The 19,912-nt window shown below is 51.8% G+C and carries 17 protein-coding genes; 5 read left to right on the top strand and 12 right to left on the bottom strand.

The genetic code is table 11. The annotated features are described in order from the left end of the window. Positions 1-7: 7 nt before the first annotated feature. The 3 genes from ACR9FF_RS02955 to ACR9FF_RS02945 all read right to left on the bottom strand — a co-directional run bounded on the left by ACR9FF_RS02955 (position 8) and on the right by ACR9FF_RS02945 (position 4,466). Positions 8-907, bottom strand: a complete 900-nt coding sequence (locus tag ACR9FF_RS02955) for a carbohydrate ABC transporter permease (protein WP_435168862.1) — start codon at positions 905-907, stop codon at positions 8-10. Positions 908-977: 70 nt separating this feature from the next. Next, positions 978-2,318 (bottom strand): ABC transporter substrate-binding protein, encoded by a 1,341-nt coding sequence (locus ACR9FF_RS02950; RefSeq protein WP_435168860.1) that lies wholly within the window; start codon positions 2,316-2,318, stop codon positions 978-980. A gap of 54 nt (positions 2,319-2,372) precedes the next feature. Further along, on the bottom strand, positions 2,373-4,466 hold the full coding sequence (locus ACR9FF_RS02945; protein WP_435168858.1) for an amylo-alpha-1,6-glucosidase: 2,094 nt from the start codon (positions 4,464-4,466) through the stop codon (positions 2,373-2,375). Positions 4,467-4,698: 232 nt separating this feature from the next. On the opposite strand from ACR9FF_RS02945, the gene ACR9FF_RS02940 reads away from it, so the two are divergent. The 3 genes from ACR9FF_RS02940 to ACR9FF_RS02930 all read left to right on the top strand — a co-directional run bounded on the left by ACR9FF_RS02940 (position 4,699) and on the right by ACR9FF_RS02930 (position 9,612). After that, positions 4,699-5,715, top strand: a complete 1,017-nt coding sequence (locus ACR9FF_RS02940; RefSeq protein WP_435168856.1) for a LacI family DNA-binding transcriptional regulator — start codon at positions 4,699-4,701, stop codon at positions 5,713-5,715. A gap of 176 nt (positions 5,716-5,891) precedes the next feature. After that, positions 5,892-6,254, top strand: a complete 363-nt coding sequence (locus ACR9FF_RS02935; protein WP_435168854.1) for a DUF1304 domain-containing protein — start codon at positions 5,892-5,894, stop codon at positions 6,252-6,254. Positions 6,255-6,495: 241 nt separating this feature from the next. Next, the gene (locus tag ACR9FF_RS02930; RefSeq protein ID WP_435168852.1) at positions 6,496-9,612 is read left to right on the top strand and encodes an amidase family protein; all 3,117 of its coding nucleotides are present in this window, start codon (positions 6,496-6,498) and stop codon (positions 9,610-9,612) included. A 43-nt stretch (positions 9,613-9,655) separates the two neighbouring features. On the opposite strand, the gene ACR9FF_RS02925 is transcribed toward ACR9FF_RS02930, so the two are convergent. Both ACR9FF_RS02925 and ACR9FF_RS02920 read right to left on the bottom strand, forming a co-directional pair. Further along, positions 9,656-10,570: an AraC family transcriptional regulator gene (locus ACR9FF_RS02925; RefSeq protein WP_435168850.1), complete on the bottom strand. Its 915-nt coding sequence runs from the start codon at positions 10,568-10,570 to the stop codon at positions 9,656-9,658. 93 nt (positions 10,571-10,663) lie between these two features. Beyond that, positions 10,664-11,551 (bottom strand): metallophosphoesterase family protein, encoded by an 888-nt coding sequence (locus ACR9FF_RS02920; RefSeq protein WP_435168848.1) that lies wholly within the window; start codon positions 11,549-11,551, stop codon positions 10,664-10,666. 159 nt (positions 11,552-11,710) lie between these two features. Here ACR9FF_RS02920 and ACR9FF_RS02915 point away from each other — a divergent pair, with 159 nt between their 5' ends. Continuing rightward, positions 11,711-12,442, top strand: a complete 732-nt coding sequence (locus ACR9FF_RS02915; protein ID WP_435168846.1) for a suppressor of fused domain protein — start codon at positions 11,711-11,713, stop codon at positions 12,440-12,442. Between the two features lie 141 nt (positions 12,443-12,583). On the opposite strand, the gene ACR9FF_RS02910 is transcribed toward ACR9FF_RS02915, so the two are convergent. Next, complete coding sequence (locus ACR9FF_RS02910) at positions 12,584-13,411, bottom strand: phytanoyl-CoA dioxygenase family protein (protein WP_435168844.1); 828 nt, start codon at positions 13,409-13,411, stop codon at positions 12,584-12,586. 83 nt (positions 13,412-13,494) lie between these two features. Between ACR9FF_RS02910 and ACR9FF_RS02905 the strand changes: the two genes are divergently transcribed. Then, a complete protein-coding gene (locus ACR9FF_RS02905) occupies positions 13,495-14,352 on the top strand; it encodes a helix-turn-helix domain-containing protein (RefSeq protein ID WP_435168842.1) in 858 nt (285 codons plus the stop codon). Here the strand turns inward: ACR9FF_RS02905 and ACR9FF_RS02900 are convergent. The 6 genes from ACR9FF_RS02900 to ACR9FF_RS02875 form a co-directional block, all read right to left on the bottom strand. Beyond that, the gene (locus ACR9FF_RS02900; protein WP_435168840.1) at positions 14,349-15,569 is read right to left on the bottom strand and encodes an RNA polymerase sigma factor; all 1,221 of its coding nucleotides are present in this window, start codon (positions 15,567-15,569) and stop codon (positions 14,349-14,351) included. The genes ACR9FF_RS02905 and ACR9FF_RS02900 overlap by 4 nt on opposite strands. A 10-nt stretch (positions 15,570-15,579) precedes the next feature. Then, positions 15,580-15,924 (bottom strand): YciI family protein, encoded by a 345-nt coding sequence (locus ACR9FF_RS02895; protein WP_435168838.1) that lies wholly within the window; start codon positions 15,922-15,924, stop codon positions 15,580-15,582. 118 nt (positions 15,925-16,042) lie between these two features. Next, complete coding sequence (locus ACR9FF_RS02890; RefSeq protein WP_435168836.1) at positions 16,043-16,291, bottom strand: hypothetical protein; 249 nt, start codon at positions 16,289-16,291, stop codon at positions 16,043-16,045. Between the two features lie 41 nt (positions 16,292-16,332). After that, positions 16,333-17,076, bottom strand: coding sequence for an RNA polymerase sigma factor (locus ACR9FF_RS02885; protein WP_435168834.1), 744 nt, complete (start codon positions 17,074-17,076; stop codon positions 16,333-16,335). Continuing rightward, positions 17,076-17,498 (bottom strand): VOC family protein, encoded by a 423-nt coding sequence (locus tag ACR9FF_RS02880; RefSeq protein WP_435168832.1) that lies wholly within the window; start codon positions 17,496-17,498, stop codon positions 17,076-17,078. Before ACR9FF_RS02880 ends, ACR9FF_RS02885 begins: the two co-directional genes overlap by 1 nt. 192 nt (positions 17,499-17,690) lie before the next feature. Then, positions 17,691-19,805 (bottom strand): GMC family oxidoreductase, encoded by a 2,115-nt coding sequence (locus ACR9FF_RS02875; protein WP_435168830.1) that lies wholly within the window; start codon positions 19,803-19,805, stop codon positions 17,691-17,693. Between the last annotated feature and the right edge of the window lie 107 nt (positions 19,806-19,912).

Raw genomic sequence — 19,912 nt, 5'->3', positions numbered from 1 at the left:
TCCCCTCCTAATTCAACTTTTCTTCGGCGAACAGCTTGCGCTGAAGCAGAGTAACGAGCATGATAACCGCAGCCAGCATAACAGCCAGCGCGGAAGCATAGCCGAAATCAAGGTTTTTGAACGCATATTGGTAAATGAGCAGCGCTACCGTTAAAGTCGAGTTATTCGGACCGCCCGAGCCCGCCGAGAAAATATAGGATTGATCAAAGAGCTGGAACGTTCCGATAATCCCCATGACAACCGTAAAGAAAGTTGCCGGCTTAAGCAGCGGGAGCGTAATGGAGACGAATCTCCGCCAAGCCCCTGCTCCGTCAAGCATAGCCGATTCGTACAGCGCGTCCGGAATATCCTGCAGGGCGGCTAAAAATACGACCATAAAAAAAGGTGCCGTAGACCATATATTCATAAGCATAATCGCCTTCATGGCGACCGCAGGATCTCCAAGCCAGTTGTAGCCGTGTAAACCGATAAGCTCAAGAATACGGTTCAGTAAACCTTCGGAATTGTAGATCCACATAAAAATAAGAGACAATACGGCCGAGGAAGTTACGGTCGGCATAAAAAATACGATTCGGAAAAAATTCTTGTACCTTAGCTTCGCATGCAAAATAACGGCAAGCAAAATGGCAAATGCCGTCTGCAACGGTACAACAAAAAGCGCAAAGGAAGCAGTATTCTTAAGCGCAATCCAGGCGCGCACATCTCCCGACATTCGGACGAAGTTGTCCGTACCCACCCATTTGTAGCTGACGTCGCCGAGCAAATTAACTTTGTGGCCCGACAGATAGAGCGAGTAGAAAACGGGCAAAAACAAAAACGTGCCAAGCACTAGGATCGTCGGAAGCAAGAACAAATACCCCGTTACGTTGTTTCTAAGCTTCCTTCTCCATGAAGAACCCTGGGTCATGCTGCATCCTCTCCTCTCGGGCATGATTAAGAAAGGAAGGAGGGAGCGGATGCCCCCCTTCCCCGCTTAATTACTTCGCTGCCTTAATTTCCTTATTGGCAACGTCCTCCGCCTTCTTCATGGCATCCTCCAGCTTCGAATTGCCCATAAACGCGTCTACGAATTGATTATTGAAGTTATTCGTAATCGTCGGCAGCGTAGAGCCCGCCTGCCAAGGCGTCGCATAGGAAGCTCCCGCGACGAGAGCTCCGCGAAGCTCGTCTTTATCGTAGCCCAGCCCCTGAGCGACGGATTTGCGAGTAGGAAGCGCAAAGCCTTTACTTGTCCAGGTCTTCATGCCTTCTTTGCCGGTTAGGTAAGAGATCAGCTGCCATGCCGCTTCCTTCTGCTTGGATTGCTTGTTCATGACATACGCAACCGTAAAGGCCATTGTGCCTTTTTTGCCGTTAACCGATGGGAGCTCGGCCGTACCGTAGTCCAGATCCTTATAGTTGGCGTCCAGGAACGGAATCGCCCAGTTTCCTTCGAATACGATCGACGCTTTCCCTTGGCCGAACATCTCGCCGCCCCAGCCTGCGCCAACCTCCTTCGGCTCGCCGGACGATTTGTCCGTGCCGTGCATATCCGTAACAAGCTGCAAGCCCTTCAGAGCTTCCGGTGAAGCGAATGTGGCATTGCCCTCTTCATCCGATACTTTACCGCCGAAGGCTTGGAGCATGAACATCTGACGGGCCAGCTCAGGCGCAACGCCAAAGCCGTACCGAACGGTTTTGCCTCCATCCTTTTTCGTCAGCTTGATCGCGTCCTCCCTCAGCTCATCCCAGGTTGCAGGCGGCGACGTAATTCCAGCCTCGGCAAAATCCTTCTTATTATAGAACATGGCTAATGTAGAAAAGTCCTTCGGGAAGCCGTAGGATACGCCATCCTTCTTGAAAGCGTCAACCATCGGCTGCTCGAAGTCGGCCACGTCAAATTCCGGCGTCACATAGCTGTCGAGCGGCTCCAGCACGTTGCGTTCAATGAGTCCCGGAGCCTCGAATGCATCCAAATAAAAGACATCCGGGCCTTCTCCGCCTATCAGCCTAGTCTTTATAACATCCATGTATTGATCGGCAATCACCTCATATTTAACCTTCACGTTCGGATATTTCGCTTCGAACTCCTTCAGCGTCTGGTTCAGCAGGTCCTGCTCCTCCGGACTTGATCCCCAGCCCGCAAGCGTAACGGTAACCGGTTCTGCCGCCGGCTCTTTGGTTGCATTTTGCCCAGCCGAATTATTCGTCCCTGCCGCGTTGGTCGCCGACGCCTCGGTCCCTTTGTTTGCGTTGCCAGCGTTGCCGCTGCCGCAAGCGGATAACGCAAGAGAAGCACCCAGCATTAACGACACAGCCACAAATCCGGTTTTTTTCATGTTACAAACAACCTCCCTAATGAAATTTTATATAAACAATTGCGTGAAACCGATTTATAAAATCCGCAGCTCGTACCCCGTCAGATTGGATAGAATCTCCGCCTCGGGCTTATCCGTGCCGCGGATGATGCGGATGCTGAGAGCGCCTCCGCCTATTTGAAGCCCATTTACCTGAAACTCGTTCATCCCTTCGAGCAGTATTGGCTTTATCGTAATCCGGCGGGCAAGAGCATCCGGCTCTATGCCCAGAAGCGCCTGCACGAAGGTAAGCGGCGTTCCGGCAGCCCATGCCTGCGGCGAACAGGCAACGGGATAAGGCACGGGCGCGCCAAGGGAATCATCGTATCCGCAAAATAGTTCAGGAAGCCTGTGATATTCGAATTTTTCGGCAGCGCGCAGCAAGCCCTGCATAACCGTAAGAGTTTCCTTCTCGAAGCCGGATCGGCTGAGCCCGAGCAAGCATAACGAATTGTCATGGGGCCATACGCTTCCGTCATGGTAGCTCATCGGATTATAGCCGGAGGAGGTCATGCTCATGGTGCGGATACCGTAACCTCCGAACAGGTCAGGAGCGGTCAGGCGCTCGGCAACGGCCCTCGCCCGCTCTGGCGAAGCGATTCCAGACATCAGAACATGACCGGCATTCGACGTGACGGATTCTACGCGATTCTTGTCTTTATCCAAGGCAATGGCGTAATAGCTCTCGTGATCCATCCAGAAGTCCCTCTCGAACCGAGCCCGAAGCTCTCTCGCATCCTGCTCCATCGCATTCGACTGCTCTTCAAGTCCCAATTCCCTAAAGATCGGCGCTAGTCTTGTAAGGGCCTGGTATACGTAGCCTTGCACCTCCACAAGGGCGATGGGAGCCTTTGCGTAATCGCCATTGCGGTGCACAATCGAATCGGCGGAATCCTTCCATCCCTGGTTCGCTATGCCTTTTGAAGACTTCTGATTGTATTCCACGAAGGAATCCCCGTCGCTGTCACCATATTCCTTCACCCAGCGAAGCGCGGCCTGCAGATGAGGCATCAAATCAAGGATGAGACCAGAATCGCCTGTCCAGTGGTAATACTCGGCGGCTAAGAGCAAGAATAGCGGTGTTGCGTCAATCGTTCCATAATACGGTGTGAACGGCACTTGATTCGTATTGGCTAATTCGCCAAACCGGATTTCGTGCATAATCTTGCCAGGCTGTTCATCCCGCCATTCGTCCTCCTGCTGTCCTTGACGGGAAGCCATCGTAAGCAGCGTTCCTCTTGCGATATTCGGATTTAAGGACAGCATCTGCAGAGCGGCAATTAAGCTGTCCCTGCCGAATGGCACCGAGAACCATGGCAGGCCGGCAACCGGAAACGGTCCTTGACCAAGATCGGTCAGCAGGACGCGCAAATCCTGTACGCCGCGATGATACAGCTTGTCGAACAGGGGCATATCGCTATGGATGGAGGTTGACGTTTCGTTCCATTTCGCATAGGATGCTCTCAGCCTGTTCTTCGCCTCCTCCGGTTCATAGCGAGCCGGTTCATCGCCGTCAATGATCGGCGCAATAAAGAAAGCGATTTCATAATATTCCTGATGATTCAAGCTAACATCGAAATGCAGCTCTCCATTCTCGGCGATTCGGTTCTCATCCTTATTCCATGTCAGCTTGGTATCGCGGCGCACGCCGTCTGCCCCCATATATCCGATTACCCTTTCCCTCGGAGCCAGCCTCTCGGGCGTCTTGCTTCCAAGCTCTCCGTGCTGAAAGCCGCGAATGACGAACATATCGGCAAAATCAGATTCCAGCAGTACCGAGAAGTCAAACTGAACGGCTTTCGGGTAATAGCTCGTAAGCTTGAAGGTCTCGTATAACGCGCCTTCAAAGATAAAGCGTTCCCGCTGGATCTCAATGGACTCGCGCCATAGGATCAGCTCACCTCCGCTTTCCATATGCGGATTGGTGAGGCGGATTGTTGAAATATAATTTTCCTCCGCAGCTGAGGACAATAGCACCGGACTTAAGCCGTTGATTCGAATCTCCATCCTGCTAAGAAAGCGGGTATCATGCGTATAGAGGCCCTTCCCTGAAGCATCGCCCTCGCGGATATCCCCGTTCCTGTCCGTTATGAGAAACAAATCGTTTTCTTTGATGACTAAATAATCCAAAGCTTCTCCCTCATTTCCATCGTTATAGCTAAGCTCTTTTCCGAAACGTTTCGGAAAAGACGTAAAAAAAATGAGCTCGTACTAAACTCGTATCATCGCTCATCCTCTATCCAAAACGTTTCGGATACTTTATAATCGGATTATAGAACAACTTGAAAGCATTTACAAGCATGAATTTTCCCTATAAAAGGCAAACATTTGTTTAACGCAATCCCCTTTCTGGAGGTATGACATGGTTACAATAAAGGACATTGCCAAATCGGCCGGCGTCTCCGTCACAACGGTATCACGCGCGCTGAACGGCTATGACGATGTAAATGAAGGCACGCGGCTAAAAATTAAATCGATTGCGGAGAAGCTGGGCTACAGCCCCAATATGGCGGCGCGGTCTCTTATCTCAAAAAAGACCAAGACGCTAGGACTGCTCCTGTCGAACGTCACTAGGGACAGCTCCAAGGACAATATCGCTTACGAGGTATTATGCGGAATAAACGATCGTTCAGGAGAGTTGGATTATGATCTCGTGCTGTTCAGCACAACTCCCCAGAAGCAAGTCATGAAATCGTACAAAACCCTATGTCAGGAGCGAGGCGTAGACGGCGTCATTATTATGGGGATCCGTTTAGATGACCCCTATCTGAAGGAAGTGGTGTCCTCCGATATTCCTTGCGTTCTCATCGACATCAAGCTGGAAGGGCTAAATGTCGGATACGTCACTTCAGACAATACAAGCGGCGCTTTCGCAGCCGTCAATCATCTATTGGAGCTGGGTCATCGTCATATTGCCTTTATCAACGGCCACGCTCAAGCCGACGTCAGCCTGCTCAGACAGGAGGGTTACCTCCAGGCTCTGGCGCATCACGGCATTTCCTTTGACAGCTCGCTCGTATTTAACGGAGAATTTTCCGAGCAAGGCGGCCGGGAAGCCGCAAAGCGCGTAATTGCCGACAAGCCTGAAGTGACCGCCATCTTTTGCGCAAGCGATTTGATGGCCATCGGGGCCCTGCAGGGAGTCAGGGACATGGGACAACGGGTTCCCGAGAACATTTCTCTCATAGGCTTTGACAACATTAATATTACCGAATATTGCAGACCTGCTCTCACAACCGTACACCAGTATAAATACGAGCTTGGTTATCATGCCGCCCAGCTCCTGATCGACATGCTGGAGGGCAAGGAGACCAATCATCATATCACGCTGGCCACCCAGCTTATTGAAAGGGAAAGCGTGCAGTTCTTGAAAAGGTAGGTCCGGTTTAGCGTGCTGTGCAACGACCCGAAAGACAGAGCGGCATTATCATCCGGCCTGTCTTTTTTTTTGGCTGTCGTATGAATATGTCAAAGAATCCTGTATAATTTCTTAAGCCAATTAAATTGCATGCAATCCATTTACAAATCATTCACAAAAAGGAGTGGCCACATCTTATGTTCATACTCTCCGTCATCTTAACGGCGATTGTTGCGATTGAACATGTGTATATCCTGATCCTGGAGATGTTTCTGTGGACGGGTCCAAGAGCCAGGAAAGCTTTCGGAACCGAGAAATCGTTCGCGGAAGTGACCAAGTCGCTTGCCGCCAACCAAGGACTGTACAACGGCTTCTTGGCCGCGGGCCTGCTCTGGGGGCTTGTTCATCCCGATGCCTCGACCGGGCACCAGATTCAGCTATTTTTCCTGGGCTGCGTACTTGTAGCGGCGGTCTATGGAGGTTTTACGGCAAAGCGTTCGATTCTGATCGTTCAAGGTCTGCCGGCATTCATCGCGCTGATCGCCGTGCTTTTAACCTAGTATTTTTCCAGGAAGAATAAAAATGGCTGCGGAGTTTTTCTCCGCGGCTATTTTTTATATCAATTTTCACTCATTTGAATAATGAAAACGCTTAATTGTGTGTTAGAATACATCACAAAATTTATAAATAATCAATAAATTTATTAAAAAAATTTACTTTTATATGATTATACGTTAGATTTGTTGACGCTCTATTAACATGGTGATAGAATCTCTATCGAGTTCATATGGAAGGAGTTGCATGAAATTGTTCATTAGCAAAAGTCATCAATCGCAAGGCAAACGACAATCTACCTCCGATCGCGAGACTCCCCGGGGATCGAAACGCGCTTGGGGCAAAAAGTACGCTATCGCGGCAACCCTCGCGCTTTCCATGGTTTTCGCGGGAGTTATTCCATCCAATAACGCCTATGCGTTAACTAAACTGACATCCGCAGGCGGAATAGATTGGGAGATTCACGATTCATTCGCGCCTAACCTGGACACAGGCAGCATCCGCAGAGCGAGCAACACGCCTATACAGGGGTTTGGCAATATTTTCGTCCAGGTATCCACCTCGCCGTCGCCCCGGATGAACGGTCAATTAATGAGAGGCTTCGGGCTTGAATTCGACGGCAGCGACACCTTCGACACTACGCAGTCCGTCAATCTTGGCGACGTCCTCATTACACGCGATGTTTACCTGAACAGCGCAAGCAATAGCGTTCGTTTCTTCGATACCTTCACCAATACAACCAACGCTCCCGTAACCGTCAATGTATCCTTCGGCGGATCGCTCGGCTACGGCACCGGCCAAAATTACGGGGCCGTAAAAACGACCTCTACCGGCGACACAGCCATCGCAGCAGACGATTCATGGGCTTTAATAGGCACAAGCAGAGCTGCGGACCGCCCAATCGGCGTCATTCTTGGTTCCCCCGCTCCGTTTGAAGGCGCGCTGCAAGGCACCGGCAATCAGCAGCAGAACCCTTTCACCACCCCGCTAGCAACCACCGGCAATGATGCGAACTTCTACGGCTTCATTCATAAGCTCACAATCGAACCCGGTCATACCAAATCGCTGGCCAGATACGTTCTTGCCGGAGAAACAGGCGAGGCCGGACTAACCCAAGCCGCGGATTCACTTGATCAAATGACGGAAAATCCCGATCTCACCCACTTATCCCCCGCGGAAGTATGTACGCTCAGCAACTGGGATCTGTCCAGTCTCCCTGGATTTGATACTGCCGCTTGCGCGGATGTCACGCGTCTCGACATTCCGGCAGCTCCTGCTGCAGCTCCTACCGTAACGACCTCCAATTACGATGTCCTTAACAAAAGCATTGAGCAAATGCAGTCCGATATGGAGAAAGGCATCACGACCTCCGAAGCGATCACAAGAGCTTATCTGGATCGTATTAACGCTTATGATCTCGGACAGCTCGGCTTCCACTCCTTCCTTCACGTCTCTGAAACGGCCATTCAACAGGCCAAGGCAGCGGATCAAGCTCGCAAAGAAGGCAAGACAGGCCAATTGCTTGGCATTCCGATTGCCGTCAAGGATATCTATGATACCAAGGATATGCCAACCACCGGCGGCTCCAAAGCGTTGGAAGGCTGGCAGCCTAAATCGGACGCTTACCAGATTCAGAAGCTGAGAGAAGCAGGAGCCATCATCATCGGCAAAGCTAATACATCGGAGTTTGCCAACAGCGGCAGCTTTAGCGAAAGCGGCTGGATGCAAACCTGGAATGCGCTCTATCCATCCAAAACTTCGTTTGGTTCCAGCGGAGGCCCCGCAGTTTCCGTCGCTGCAAGCTTTGCGGCAGCTGCCATGGGCACGCAGACCGGCGTTTCGCTGTACGCGCCATCTACGGGCGCCAGCCTGACAGCCTTCCGCGGAACGGACGGCATGGCAAGCACGCGCGGCGTAATGCCGCTGACATGGGGGCAGGACTATGCCGGACCTATTGCCCGTACCGTCACTGACCTCTCTTATATCCTTAACGCAACAACCGGCACCGACCCGCAGGATATGCTGACGCAAGAGGCAGATGCCAAAAAACCTAGCGACTGGACGAAAGCTCTAGACCGCAATGCCCTGCAAGGCAAGCGAATCGGCTATATTCCTTCTTCGTTCGTGTCCTCATACGCCGACGACGGCACGGGACAAGCCGTCATGCAGCACTTCGAAGACCTGGTGGAAGCAGGAGCTACCATGATCGAGATGAGCGCGCCTCCGGGGGGCGGCACAAGACCCGCGGGCAATGCCGGCTCCGAGGGCTGGGCACGCTACATCGAGCTTAACCCGGATTTTCCTTACGCCACGGGCGACGAGCTGCTCGCCTCGCCAAAGCTGCTGTTATACAATCAAGCAAGCTTGCAGGTACGTCCGCGAATGACCGAAAGCCAAGTACAGGCGTACCTCGCTTACAGAACGAACTACAAGAAGATTATCGCGGACTGGATGGATCAATACGATGTGGACAGCGTTGTGTATGCAGGCTTTATTAGCGATATGTATAACAACGACAGCGCCGCCGCTCAGCTAAGCTCAGACAGAGGCACCGGCGTACTTACCTCCAACGTTGGACTGCCGACGGTCGTAGTACCCGTAGGCAAGAACCCGAATGGCTATTCGATTTCCATGCAGTTGGTCGGCAAAGCGTGGGATGACGCGAACGTTCTGGCCATGGGCTACGCCCTGGAGCAGCATACTTTAGCTCGCAGCGTAACCGCGTTCGCGCCAGCGCTGAGCTATACGCCGCCAACAACACCTCCGACAACAACGCCGCCAACAACAACGCCTCCGGGCAATAATAACGGAACGCCTCCGGGAGGAAATGAAACACCGGGCGAAGATCCTGTTTCGTTCGCCGACACAGAAGGACATTGGGCGAAGACAAGCATCGACTTCCTGGTCAAGAAGGGATTATTGGCCGGTTACCCGGACGGCACCTTCCGCCCGGATCTTGGGATTACGCGCGCAGAGGCCTTAAAGGTGCTGGCGATACAGCTTGGACTTCAATCGCAGGCAAGCAGCTTCTCCGACGTGCCTAGCACGCATTGGGCTGCCGGCTACATCGGAGCCGCTCAGAAGTCCGGACTCATGAATGGTTATGCCGACGGGAAATTCCGCCCGGACGATAAGCTTAACCGGGCAGAAATGGCCGCCCTCGTAGCCAGAGCCTTCCAGCTCAGCGGCAGCAGCACCACTGTCTTCCCCGATGTGCAAGCAGGCAATTGGGCGCATACCTATATAGAAGCCCTTATGGCCAACAAGATCGTTACCGGATATGCCGACGGCACCTTCCGCCCCGACTCCGCAATAACCAGAGCGGAATTCGCTACCATGATTACCCGGGTTCTTCAAAGCTAGAACATAGACACGGACGGACGCCAGCAAGCGTCCGTCCGTGTCTTTATTCTTTCTTTTCCTCGATTCGATACCATAATTCACAGTACTCGTCCCCACCCTGATGCGTGCAGTACATCTCGAAGTTGCCTCCATCCATGATCGTATACTTGGACGTTTGCAGCCATTCCGAGAATATACGGTTTTTAAGCGAACGCAAATCGTAGTTCCCGCTCCCGTTTCCATCATTTAATGTGGAGAATACCGCCCAAGTAGATGCCGGAACATCAATAACCGTATACCCGTCTATCCTGCTTCCAGCCGATTTATAACATCCGATTAAATAAGGAAAAGTGGTATTGCTTGTGAACCTGTAGGAATCAAATGCAAAGACCTCTCCAAGTTCTCTAGAGAAATGGCCTTCAGCCCGCCAATCTCCGGCTAATGAATGAAACAGCCGGTCAAACTCGCCATTCTTTGAAATGTTTTGCCAGACTTCCGGGATCGTTATTCCGTCTTGATTCGCAATATTGTCCATGCCGTATATATCTTCTAGTCCATACACTTGAAAAGCTTTCCGTTCCTCAATTCGATAATTCATCTCGGCAACTCCCTTGAGAATAATTTGAAAGGAGAGTCGAGGGTACGCTTTCAACGGTCTACCCGCCTGCCGGGCCGCAGTAGGCGTCAGTCCGTGCAGATTCTGAAATGCCCGAGAGAAGGATTCAGGCGTTTCATAGCCGTATTTCAAGGCGATATCCGTTACTTTGTTCTTCCTGTCCTGCAAGTCAAAAGCTGCAAGCGTCAGCCGTCTTCGCCTTATATATTCGGATAAAGGCATCTCAAGCACAAACGAAAACATACGCTGAAATTGATAGACGGAGCATAAGGCAATTCTAGCTATCTGTTCGTAATTGATCTCGTGCTCCAGGTTATCTTCAATGTATTCAATAGCCAGATTCATGCGCTGAAGCCAATCCATCTCGATCCCTCCTTTCGTAAGGAGCATAACACCGCGATGTTCAAGCAGCCTGACAATTCATGCAATAAAATGACAGATTGTCCTCTTTAACCATCAGACTGAATCCTCTTTAATAGAAGTATCGAACCGGCGCTCTCCCTCCATGAGGGTAATGATTCTGGCGCCACGCTTCAAATCGCCGTAAGTGTTGTAGCCGGTAGCGCGTCCATATGCAAGCGTGATGCCATGAAGCGTGCCGATATAATCATTATTATGATCATGCCCCGCAAATACCCCCATCACATCTCCTCTTTCCAACAGGGCGGCGAACAAGCCGCTGTTGACCTTGGAGCAGCACACTTGCTCTCCTTTTGTACCTTCTGCCCCGCCGGATTCCCATACTTCGTTGTATTCGGGAAGAGGGATATGAAGGAAGGCAAGGCCAGGCAACACGGCGTTATTTTTCTCGGCAAGCTGGCGGGACTGTTCTCTGTACCATTGAACCTGACCAGGCTGGATCCATGCGTATCCGCCGATGCTTTCATGCGCATACTCGCCAGAATCCATAAAATACAGAACGGCGGCATCGCTGCCCGACGAAGAGCTTTTGACCGTTGCCGTATAATTGCCTATGCCGCCAATGTCCTCCGGACCGGCCTCGCTAATGCAATTGCCGAATTCGGATAAAATCTTTTGCAGCTCCGGTTTCTTCACATTTCTTTCCGCATCGTGATTGCCGTAAATAACGGCGAACGGAATACCGGATTGGTCGGCGATTTGCACCGTTTTCCGGAATCCCCCTCTTAGATCGCCTGTTTCATTGTCGGCATAAATAACGTCTCCCGTGAAAACAATCAGATCCGGCTTCTCGGATTCGATCAAGTTTTTGATTAAAGCCAGCGAGCGGACATCCGCTTCCCCTAGACCGTCATACACGTGAATATCCGTAAATTGAATAATTTTAAACGTTCCGTCCTTGCGAAATGCCAACTCTTTTCCCATCGTTTAAGCCTCCCGGCGATGTTATTATTCCTACCTGTTATTACTTATCCGCCGCCCTATGATATTCCTTGCTTGAAGATTGCCTGAGAAACTAAATATTCCCAAAAGCATAGCTATTTCGTATGATAGATCTATATCTTTTATTCAAAAGGAGCTCATATGACCGTAGAAGAACGCTCGCCCGCAGGAAGTTTGATTTACCGTCACAAGGAGACAGACAGGCCTTTCACCCCGGCAAGAGGCGATGAAGAGACGATTGAACTCATTACTCAGCATGTCGAACGGCATATCGGTCCGGTTGAGTCTGTATTTCATGAAATAATATCCGATCTTATCCATCTTGATATTCTGTATGTGGCTCCAACCAAAGAGAAAAATTACATTACCCTGGTAACGTGCGGGATGAGCAGCCTGCCGATGACCGTCCCTAATGGAGCGGAAGCCTTCCGTTACGCCGAGCTCATGATCTGTCTCCCTGCCGATTGGAAAATGTCTGAAAAAAGCTTCGAAGACGAGAACAACTACTGGCCTATCAGATGCTTGAAAATGCTCGCCCGCCTTCCTCATGAGTACAATACATGGTTTTATACCGATCATACGATTCCAAACGGCGATCCTGCCGAGCCTTATTCCGAATCCACGAAGTTGTCGGGGATGATGATTACTATTCCCTCTACCGTAGAATCTCTTGAAGAGTTCTTTACACTTCGGGCGTCAGAGAGCAAGGAGGTTCATTTCTTTAGTTTGACCCCTCTTTACAACGATGAAATGAACTACAAGCTTAAACATGGAGCGGACGCCTTGCTTGCAAAGCTGGAAAAGGCCGAAATAACGCAAATTATCGATCCTAAACGTAAAAACACCTGCAAGAGGCTTTTTGGCTTGTTCTAAGAAAAACAGATACCCGGATAGACTAAGGACCGGTCAATCCCTCGAGAAGGGGTTTTCCGGTCCTTGTTTATTTTTGCTCATAAACAATATGGTAGAAGAGCGTTTCTTTGGCTGCACGGCGATGGTTTTATCAGATGCTTTCTATTTGAAGTGGCCGCGCGGCTTCTTGCCGCTCCACCGTTCGTCAACCTTTTCCAAACTCGACTGGTACCGCGTATCCACGCTGAGCCGATATTGGTTCGTCGTATTGGCTAGCGAGCAATGCATGAGGAACATGCCAAAAATCAATACATCCCCCGCGCAATACTCGGCCGTAGCCCATTTGCCTCCAAATTTCTCCGTAATGACTAGCGGATCATCCGTATAATGCCCGATACCGGGATCGCGGTCCGAATCCTTGGAGCCGTAAGACTTCTTCAACTCCTCAAAATGATGGGAATCCAGGCAAATCGCCAAACCTCCCATGGCATAATCGATATCGCCAAGAGGCGACCATACGGTGTAGAGGTTATGCGTGCCGCGCCCCATATACACAATATCGTAATGCGCACCGGTAAAATCTCCTTGTCCAACGGCGCGAAGCCACTTGTAATGGTACGTCAGCGATCGTTCCCCCAGCAGCTCATCAAAGAAGCTCATTATATGCTCGCCATTCAGCACGCTGAGCAGTTCCGGCAAATCCTCGTTAGTGCCTCCCATGAAAATCGTTTTGCTGCCGTCGGCCATTACGCCTTCCTCCAGCAGCGTATCCCGGTCCAGCTTGCCCATCTTGTCCATTTTCTTCAGGATGGCATGGCGCGCCTTCAACACTTGCTCTCGATTATGGAAGTCCCGAAGCAGCAAATAACCGTCCTCCGCAAGCCGCGCTCTTAATGCGTCAGCATCATGCAATAGCTCATTCGAATCTCTCAGTTCCGTTAAATGAGGTCCTCCAAGCTCTAGCTCCCGGCTTCCTACTTTTAGCAGCATCCACCAACCACTCCTTAATCGGATAGTAGCTTCATTGTAAAGCCGGACCCTCTATCTATACCATGGAGGTCATTAGCAAAAACATGTATAATCGTACTAAAATTCCGAAAGGAAGGCTTGCCATGTCCTTTATGAATATCCCCTACGAGCTTGAAGAGCATCCGCTTCCACCGCCCTGCAAGTTTCGGTTAATATGGAAGGTACAAGCGGATAACGCTTATCAGGTCACCAAGCCGGCCGGCTTCTCTTCCCCCGGCTTATTCGCAACCTGGGAAGGCAAAGGCGTAATCACGCTGGGAAGCGAGCAGCATGAGCTGGATGCCGGAACCTATATCATCGTACCGCCGGATATCCCCACCGCATACCGATGTCTCAATGGAAATTGGAAGTTTTATTTTCTGGAATTTGATTCGCTGGACATGGCCTTAGGATTAAACCTTCCTGTAGGCATTCCCGTATCCACCGCCAAAATGGCGGAAGCCGCCCGAATGAACGAGCGGCTGATTAACAATCTCATTATGAAGCCTGCCGGCTATGCTTACGACTCCCATCTGGCCATGCAGGAGCTTCTGCTGCTATTCGCCAGGGAACGGAATGCCGGCCGCTCCGGCAGGCATCCCGAATTAGACGATATTTTGTACCGCATGCACCAAACGATTGGACAGCCCTTCCTAACCGAGGAATGGATTCGGCAAAGCGGCTTGTCGCGCACTGCCTTCTTCACCCGCTTCCGCGAGAGAACGGGGATGTCCCCCAACCAATATATGCAGGAGCTGAAGCTGGCCGCGGCCAAGACATCGCTCGAGACAACCCAAGCATCGGTGAAAGAAATTGCCGCCGCCCTGCAGTTCTATGATGAGTTTCATTTCTCCAAGCTGTTTAAGAAAAGATACGGCCTGTCTCCCCGGGCTTACCGGCAGGGTGCACCGTTTGCAGATTAACAGATCTCCATTGCGCGTTGATGCAGGAACTGTTTTACGGAACGGTCCTCGCAAAGGCCAATCGCGCGGCTGTAAGCTGTCCGTGCTTCCTCAAGATTCTCCGTTAACCTGAGCAAATGGGCTAACAGCGCCCAATAAGGCTGGTAGCTGTCCCTGTTCGCTTGAGGTATCGCTTCTAGAAGAGCCAATCCTTCCCTTGGACCGTATGCCTCCGCAACAGCAGCCGCGCGTCCTACCAGAATGCCGAGAGTTGGGCTCAGTTGGCTTAACCCCTCATATAGCAAGGCAATTTCCTTCCATTCCATACGTCCGGTCCTTGCCCGCTGGGCATGAACGGACTGAATTGCGGCCATCAGCTGAAATCGTCCGATTCGGCCGAATCGCGCGGCTTTATGCAGACATTTTTCTGCCTCCGTTATCAACGAGGCGGACCAGCGCGATGTATCCTGCTCGCTTAGCGGAATGTAGCTCCCCGCATCGTCGCGGCGGGCTCTTTGCCGTGCTTCACAATGCAGCATAAGAGCAAGAAGCCCCTGCGTTTCGGGTTCATCCGGCATATAAGCGGCAAGGAGTCTTCCCAAATAAATGGCCTCATCCACTAACCCTCTGCGCCTCGAATCTACTCCCGCAAGATCATCCCAACCGCTGCCATACGCCGCATAGATGGCATCCAGCACGGCATCCAAGCGTTTAGGCAATTCTTCAACGTCAGGCATGGTGAAGGTCAGACGGTCGCTTCGAATTTTTGCCTTGGCGCGCGTAAGCCGCTGTCCCATCGTGGAGGGCTTCACTACGAATGCGGACGCGATGCGGGATGCGTCGATGCCAAGCACGAGCTGCAGCATTAACGGCGTGTGAATTGACGGATCGATCTCGGGATGCGAGCACAAGAACAGCATTTTCAGCCGGTCATCAGGAAAGGCTGCGGAATCCATATGCTCCGCTTCCTCCGACATGGCGATCAGAGCCGAATAGGCTTTTTCGGAAACGCGCTCACGACGGAGGCGGTCCATAAGACGCCGCTTAGCCACCATAAGCAGCCAAGCCTCCGGTTTGTCCGGAATCCCCTTCTTCGGCCACGATTCCAAAGCGGTGACGAGGGCATCCGCAAGCGCATCTTCAACCGCCTCCAGATCACGCCAGTTAGCGGCTAGATAGGAAAGGATGCGGCCATAAGAGTCGCGAACGGTATTTTCGATTGTCCGATAAGTATCCATTTCGCTCCTATTACATAGCCGGGAGATTTTGCCTTACTTCCACGGCGTTTACGGGAGCGCGGGCCGCCCACTCCAGCGCAGCATCCAAGTCAGGCACGTCGATAACGAATAATCCGCCAAGCTGTTCTTTCGTTTCGGTAAAGGGGCCGTCCTGCACAAAAATGGTTCCGTCATTTCGCCGTAACGTCGCAGCCGTATCTGGCGAATGCAGGCCAAACCCGGTAACAACAACCCCGGAATCACGCAGCGCATGAACATAATGCGACCAGCCAGCCAAATACTCCTGTTGTTTCTCAGGGTCCTTGCGAGCGGCGAAATCCTCCGTACTTTCAAAAAACATCAGCGTAAAATGCATGCTTCAAGCTCCTCTCATCGATCACTTATTTGACTTACATCTTTATGTCGATTTCGGAATGCGGATTTCTACAAGTCCTGTAAAATAATTTTCGCCCTTCATGCGAATTTTCCTATTGCTATTCAGACGAAAAGCCCGCCCAAACGATCATCGGCCGGAGGCGGGAAGCCAGATGCCTGGCCATCGATACGATTTGACCCTTGTGATGAAACTCATGCGTCTCCACATGAGTTCGAATAATCGTTCCGCGCCCAAATTCGGGAAGAGCCTGATGCAATTTTTGGGGAGGCAGCTCCTCCAAGAAAGCAAACACGTTCTGTCTAACGGAACTGATCCATTCGTATTGCTGCCGCGGTATTTCCAACAACGCAATCACTCCTCGGAGTACGAAAGATAAGGTTTATCCTGTCATTTCAACTTCTCCGTTATCGTCAATTCATTGCCATCGGGGTCGATGATCGTAAAATAAAGCCTATTCCCGCGCAATTGAATCCGGTTCACCGCAGCGCCATCCTCTATCATCTTCTGGTACGAACGGAATATCGCGTAGGGATCCGCACGGCGAAAACCGTCCACAAGCGCTTCGAACACCTCCATGCTAAGTCCGCGGCGAGGAGTTGTAATCACGGTATCATCCCAACATTCAGGATGGCGCTCAACGGCCGTCTTTAGCCTCGTCCTCGCCCGCTTCAGAGCCGCCTTCACCGAGCCCTCGGATTGTCCGAACAGTTGTCCCGTTTCCTTCGCGGTAAAGTGAAACACGTCGATCAGCAACACAAGAACGGCTTGCCTCGGTTCAAGCCGATCGGATAACAATTCAAGCGCTTCACGCACATCCCACCCGCTCCATTCGTCGTAGGATGGGATTTGGTAAGCTTCAAGCTGCCCGGTTTGCGGCTGCAGCTTACGGCTGCGGCATATATCTATCCAGGAGTTGGAGGCAATCCGAAATAAAAACGGCTTCGTCAATTCCCTGTCCGGGAACCGGAGATGCCAACGGTAGGCTTTAATAAGCGATTCCTGCAGCAGATCATCGGCGTCCCAAGCCGAGCCGGCCTTAGCCAGACAATACCTTCTCAGATCGCCTTGCAGCGGAAGCGTCATCACCGCAAACGTTTCATAGCCTGAGTCCAATTTGTTCTTCTGCTGCATTATCGCTGCTTCCTTAAGTTTTCCTTGTGGGTAAAATACGGGGTCTGCCCCGTCTCTTCCACGACGCTTAAGGGATTCTCGTCGGGATCAAAAGCTTCGAAAAACCGGTATCCATCCTCTTCGTGAATTTCGCTTAGCTTTGCCCCCTTGGCCTTAAGCTGTTCATACGAAAGGTTAATATCGTAAGAAGTGAAATTGTAATAGGGCATCATCGCTTTACCCGAGTCAAATTGCACGGGCTGCGGTTTTTCCACTTTCCATAACAACACCAAGGTTTGACTGTTAGGGAATGCAAGTCCAACTCTATAATCGGTCCTTTCAATCGCTTCCACACCGAACATTCGAATGTACCATTCCGATGAACGCCCAATATCGGTTACCGGAATAAATATGCCGGATACAAATGCGACGATTTTTTCCATAGCTCGGTCAGCTCCTTTATCCTAATTTTCAATCTATTAACGATAAAAATCCATAAAAAGATACGGGTAAGCAAAAAGCGTCGGATTTATTTTTTGCGCATAAAAGGGCCGCAACAAACTGCTGCACACGCAGCCTGTTACAGCCCAATCCTATGTGCGAAACGGCTTTTACACGGCTCGGACGTCCGGCCTCTAGCTCAGTTTCACCAGGTTATCCGCCGTGCGGAAGGCCAACGCCATAATCGTCAGCACCGGATTAACGCCGCCGTTGGTCACGTGAACGGACCCATCGCTCACCCACAGATTGTCGTATCCGTGCACGCGGCCGGACGGATCGGTGACGGATGTCTCGGGATCGTTCCCCATGCGAAGTGTACCCGCCTGATGCTGTCCTGCGCTTAAGCCTCCGCCCGGCTTCGTCTGCCAGACTTCACGCGCCCCGGCTGCCCACAGCCACTTCTCCGCCTGCTCTCCCAACACAGCCGCAGCCCGGAGGGACTCGGGATGAACGCTGCCGGACAGGAACGCAACCGGTATGCCAAAACGATCCTTCACCGACTTCGACAGCCGCACTCTGGAGTCGGGGTTAGGAATCTCCTGAATAGGCCCTTGAATTTGGCTCGTGCGCAGGAAGGTATCGCGCATCGTTTCCTTGCCCTTTATCCCCCATCTCGCCGCATTCGGCGAAAGCGCCCGATACCAATGGATAAGAGGCAGCCGCGTGAACTCGTTCGCGAGCAGCCCCCCGCCGATAATCCCCAAATGGCTATGTTCCGTGTTGAAAGTCGCTATGCTGACCCCTGGACCAAGGCCGTCTTGAACCACCTCGTCAAAAATCCCGTAAGCACCGGAATACACATGACCCTGCAGGTTTCTGCCGACTTGCCCATTCCGGTTGCCGATCCCGTCCGGCTCTGAATCGCTTGCGGAGTTAAGCAGGAGCCGCGCGCTTTCAATCGCTCCCGCAGCAACAACCACATGGCCTGCCTGAATTTGCCGACGTTGGACCGAACCGTTCCATTCCTGCACGAGACGGACTCCGGTCGCATGTTTTCCTCCATCGGTATCTATGTACTCGGCAAAAGTATCGCAAATCAGATCGCAATTCCCCGTCGCTATCGCTCTTACCAGCATCGTGTTATGCCCGCCGTTCTTGCTGTTAGTCGGGCAGGCAAAACCTACGCATTGACCGCATCTGCCGCAAGCCTGCCGGCCATCCCTTTCAACGGAGTTAATAAGAAGCGGTACGGCACCAGAATTCCAGCCTAGCTTCTGGGCAGCACGGGCTAACCGTTCGGCTTCCAGCGTCATAGGCATGGCCGGCATAGGATAAGGACCGTAACGCTTGCCTCTGCCGGGATGGGCACTCCCGTCGCCGGATACGCCAACTTCCCATTCGGCACGCTGGTAATAAGGCTCAAGATCCTCGTAAGAGATTGGCCAGTCGGCGAGCGAGCTGCCTTCCGGTATTCCGTAACGGCTTGCCATACGGAAATCTTCCGTATGAAACCGCCACGCCTGCGCTCCGTAAACCCTCGTCCCTCCGCCAACCGTCATCGCATTATTGTGGTAATCGCCATCAATAGGCAGCGTTATTCGCTCGCTGCCGTCCGCCATAGCAAACGTGCGGGGGTTGCCTTCCACATCCGGACCCGTGTTATGCCCGTATTTGCTGATCCGGTGATTCCGCAGATGATCCCTGCCAACCTCATCGTATTTCAGCCAGCTTCCGCGCTCGACAACAAGCACCTGCATGCCGGACTCGGCCAGGACAGCAGCAGCAACCGATCCCCCTGCACCGGCCCCGATTACCACCGCATCGTATCGGTCGCGCAGCTGCTCCAGCGTTTTATGCGGGAAGTCTGCCTCCGGAGCTGGCGTTATTGCCTCTGCCGCGGGGCCCGGACGAAAGCCTAGCATCTCCCACGACTTTCCTTCTCTATTCCCTCCAGCCTCCGGAGTTCCGTAATAACCTTCGGCTGTTAGATTCAATAACGTATCGAAAAATAGCTTCGACGAAACAGGCCAGTCCCGGTAGGCGTCAGCTTCCGCTTCTTGCAGCAGTTGATCTTGCTCACCGGCAGGCAATTCGGAAAACGGCTTCCCATGAAGCCTCATGGCTTCCTCTTGCAAAAAGCGGAGCCCGGGTTCAATCACCTTCGCCCAGACTGCAGCGTCCTGCCCGGCATAACGCTCCAAATAGGTTAAGACTCCCGCATCGCTTGCCGACTGCCAATCATCCCCTGGAATCAACCGATCCGTAACCGCTTTCAAAAGAGCATCTACATGCAATTGATCTTGACTCATTTTCCTAATCCCTCCCTGTTTCTAGCTACTTTTATCATAATCTGTTAGGCTAGTCATTTGCAAAAAAGTTTTCCCTATCTTTTTCGACCTCCTAGTCTTTTTTTCGC

This window comes from Paenibacillus glycanilyticus, from assembly GCF_051200795.1.
Taxonomy (GTDB): Bacteria; Bacillota; Bacilli; order Paenibacillales; family Paenibacillaceae; genus Pristimantibacillus; species Pristimantibacillus glycanilyticus.
The sequence above is the reverse complement of the archived record's forward strand: the minus strand, read 5'-3'. Positions and strand labels throughout refer to the sequence as shown.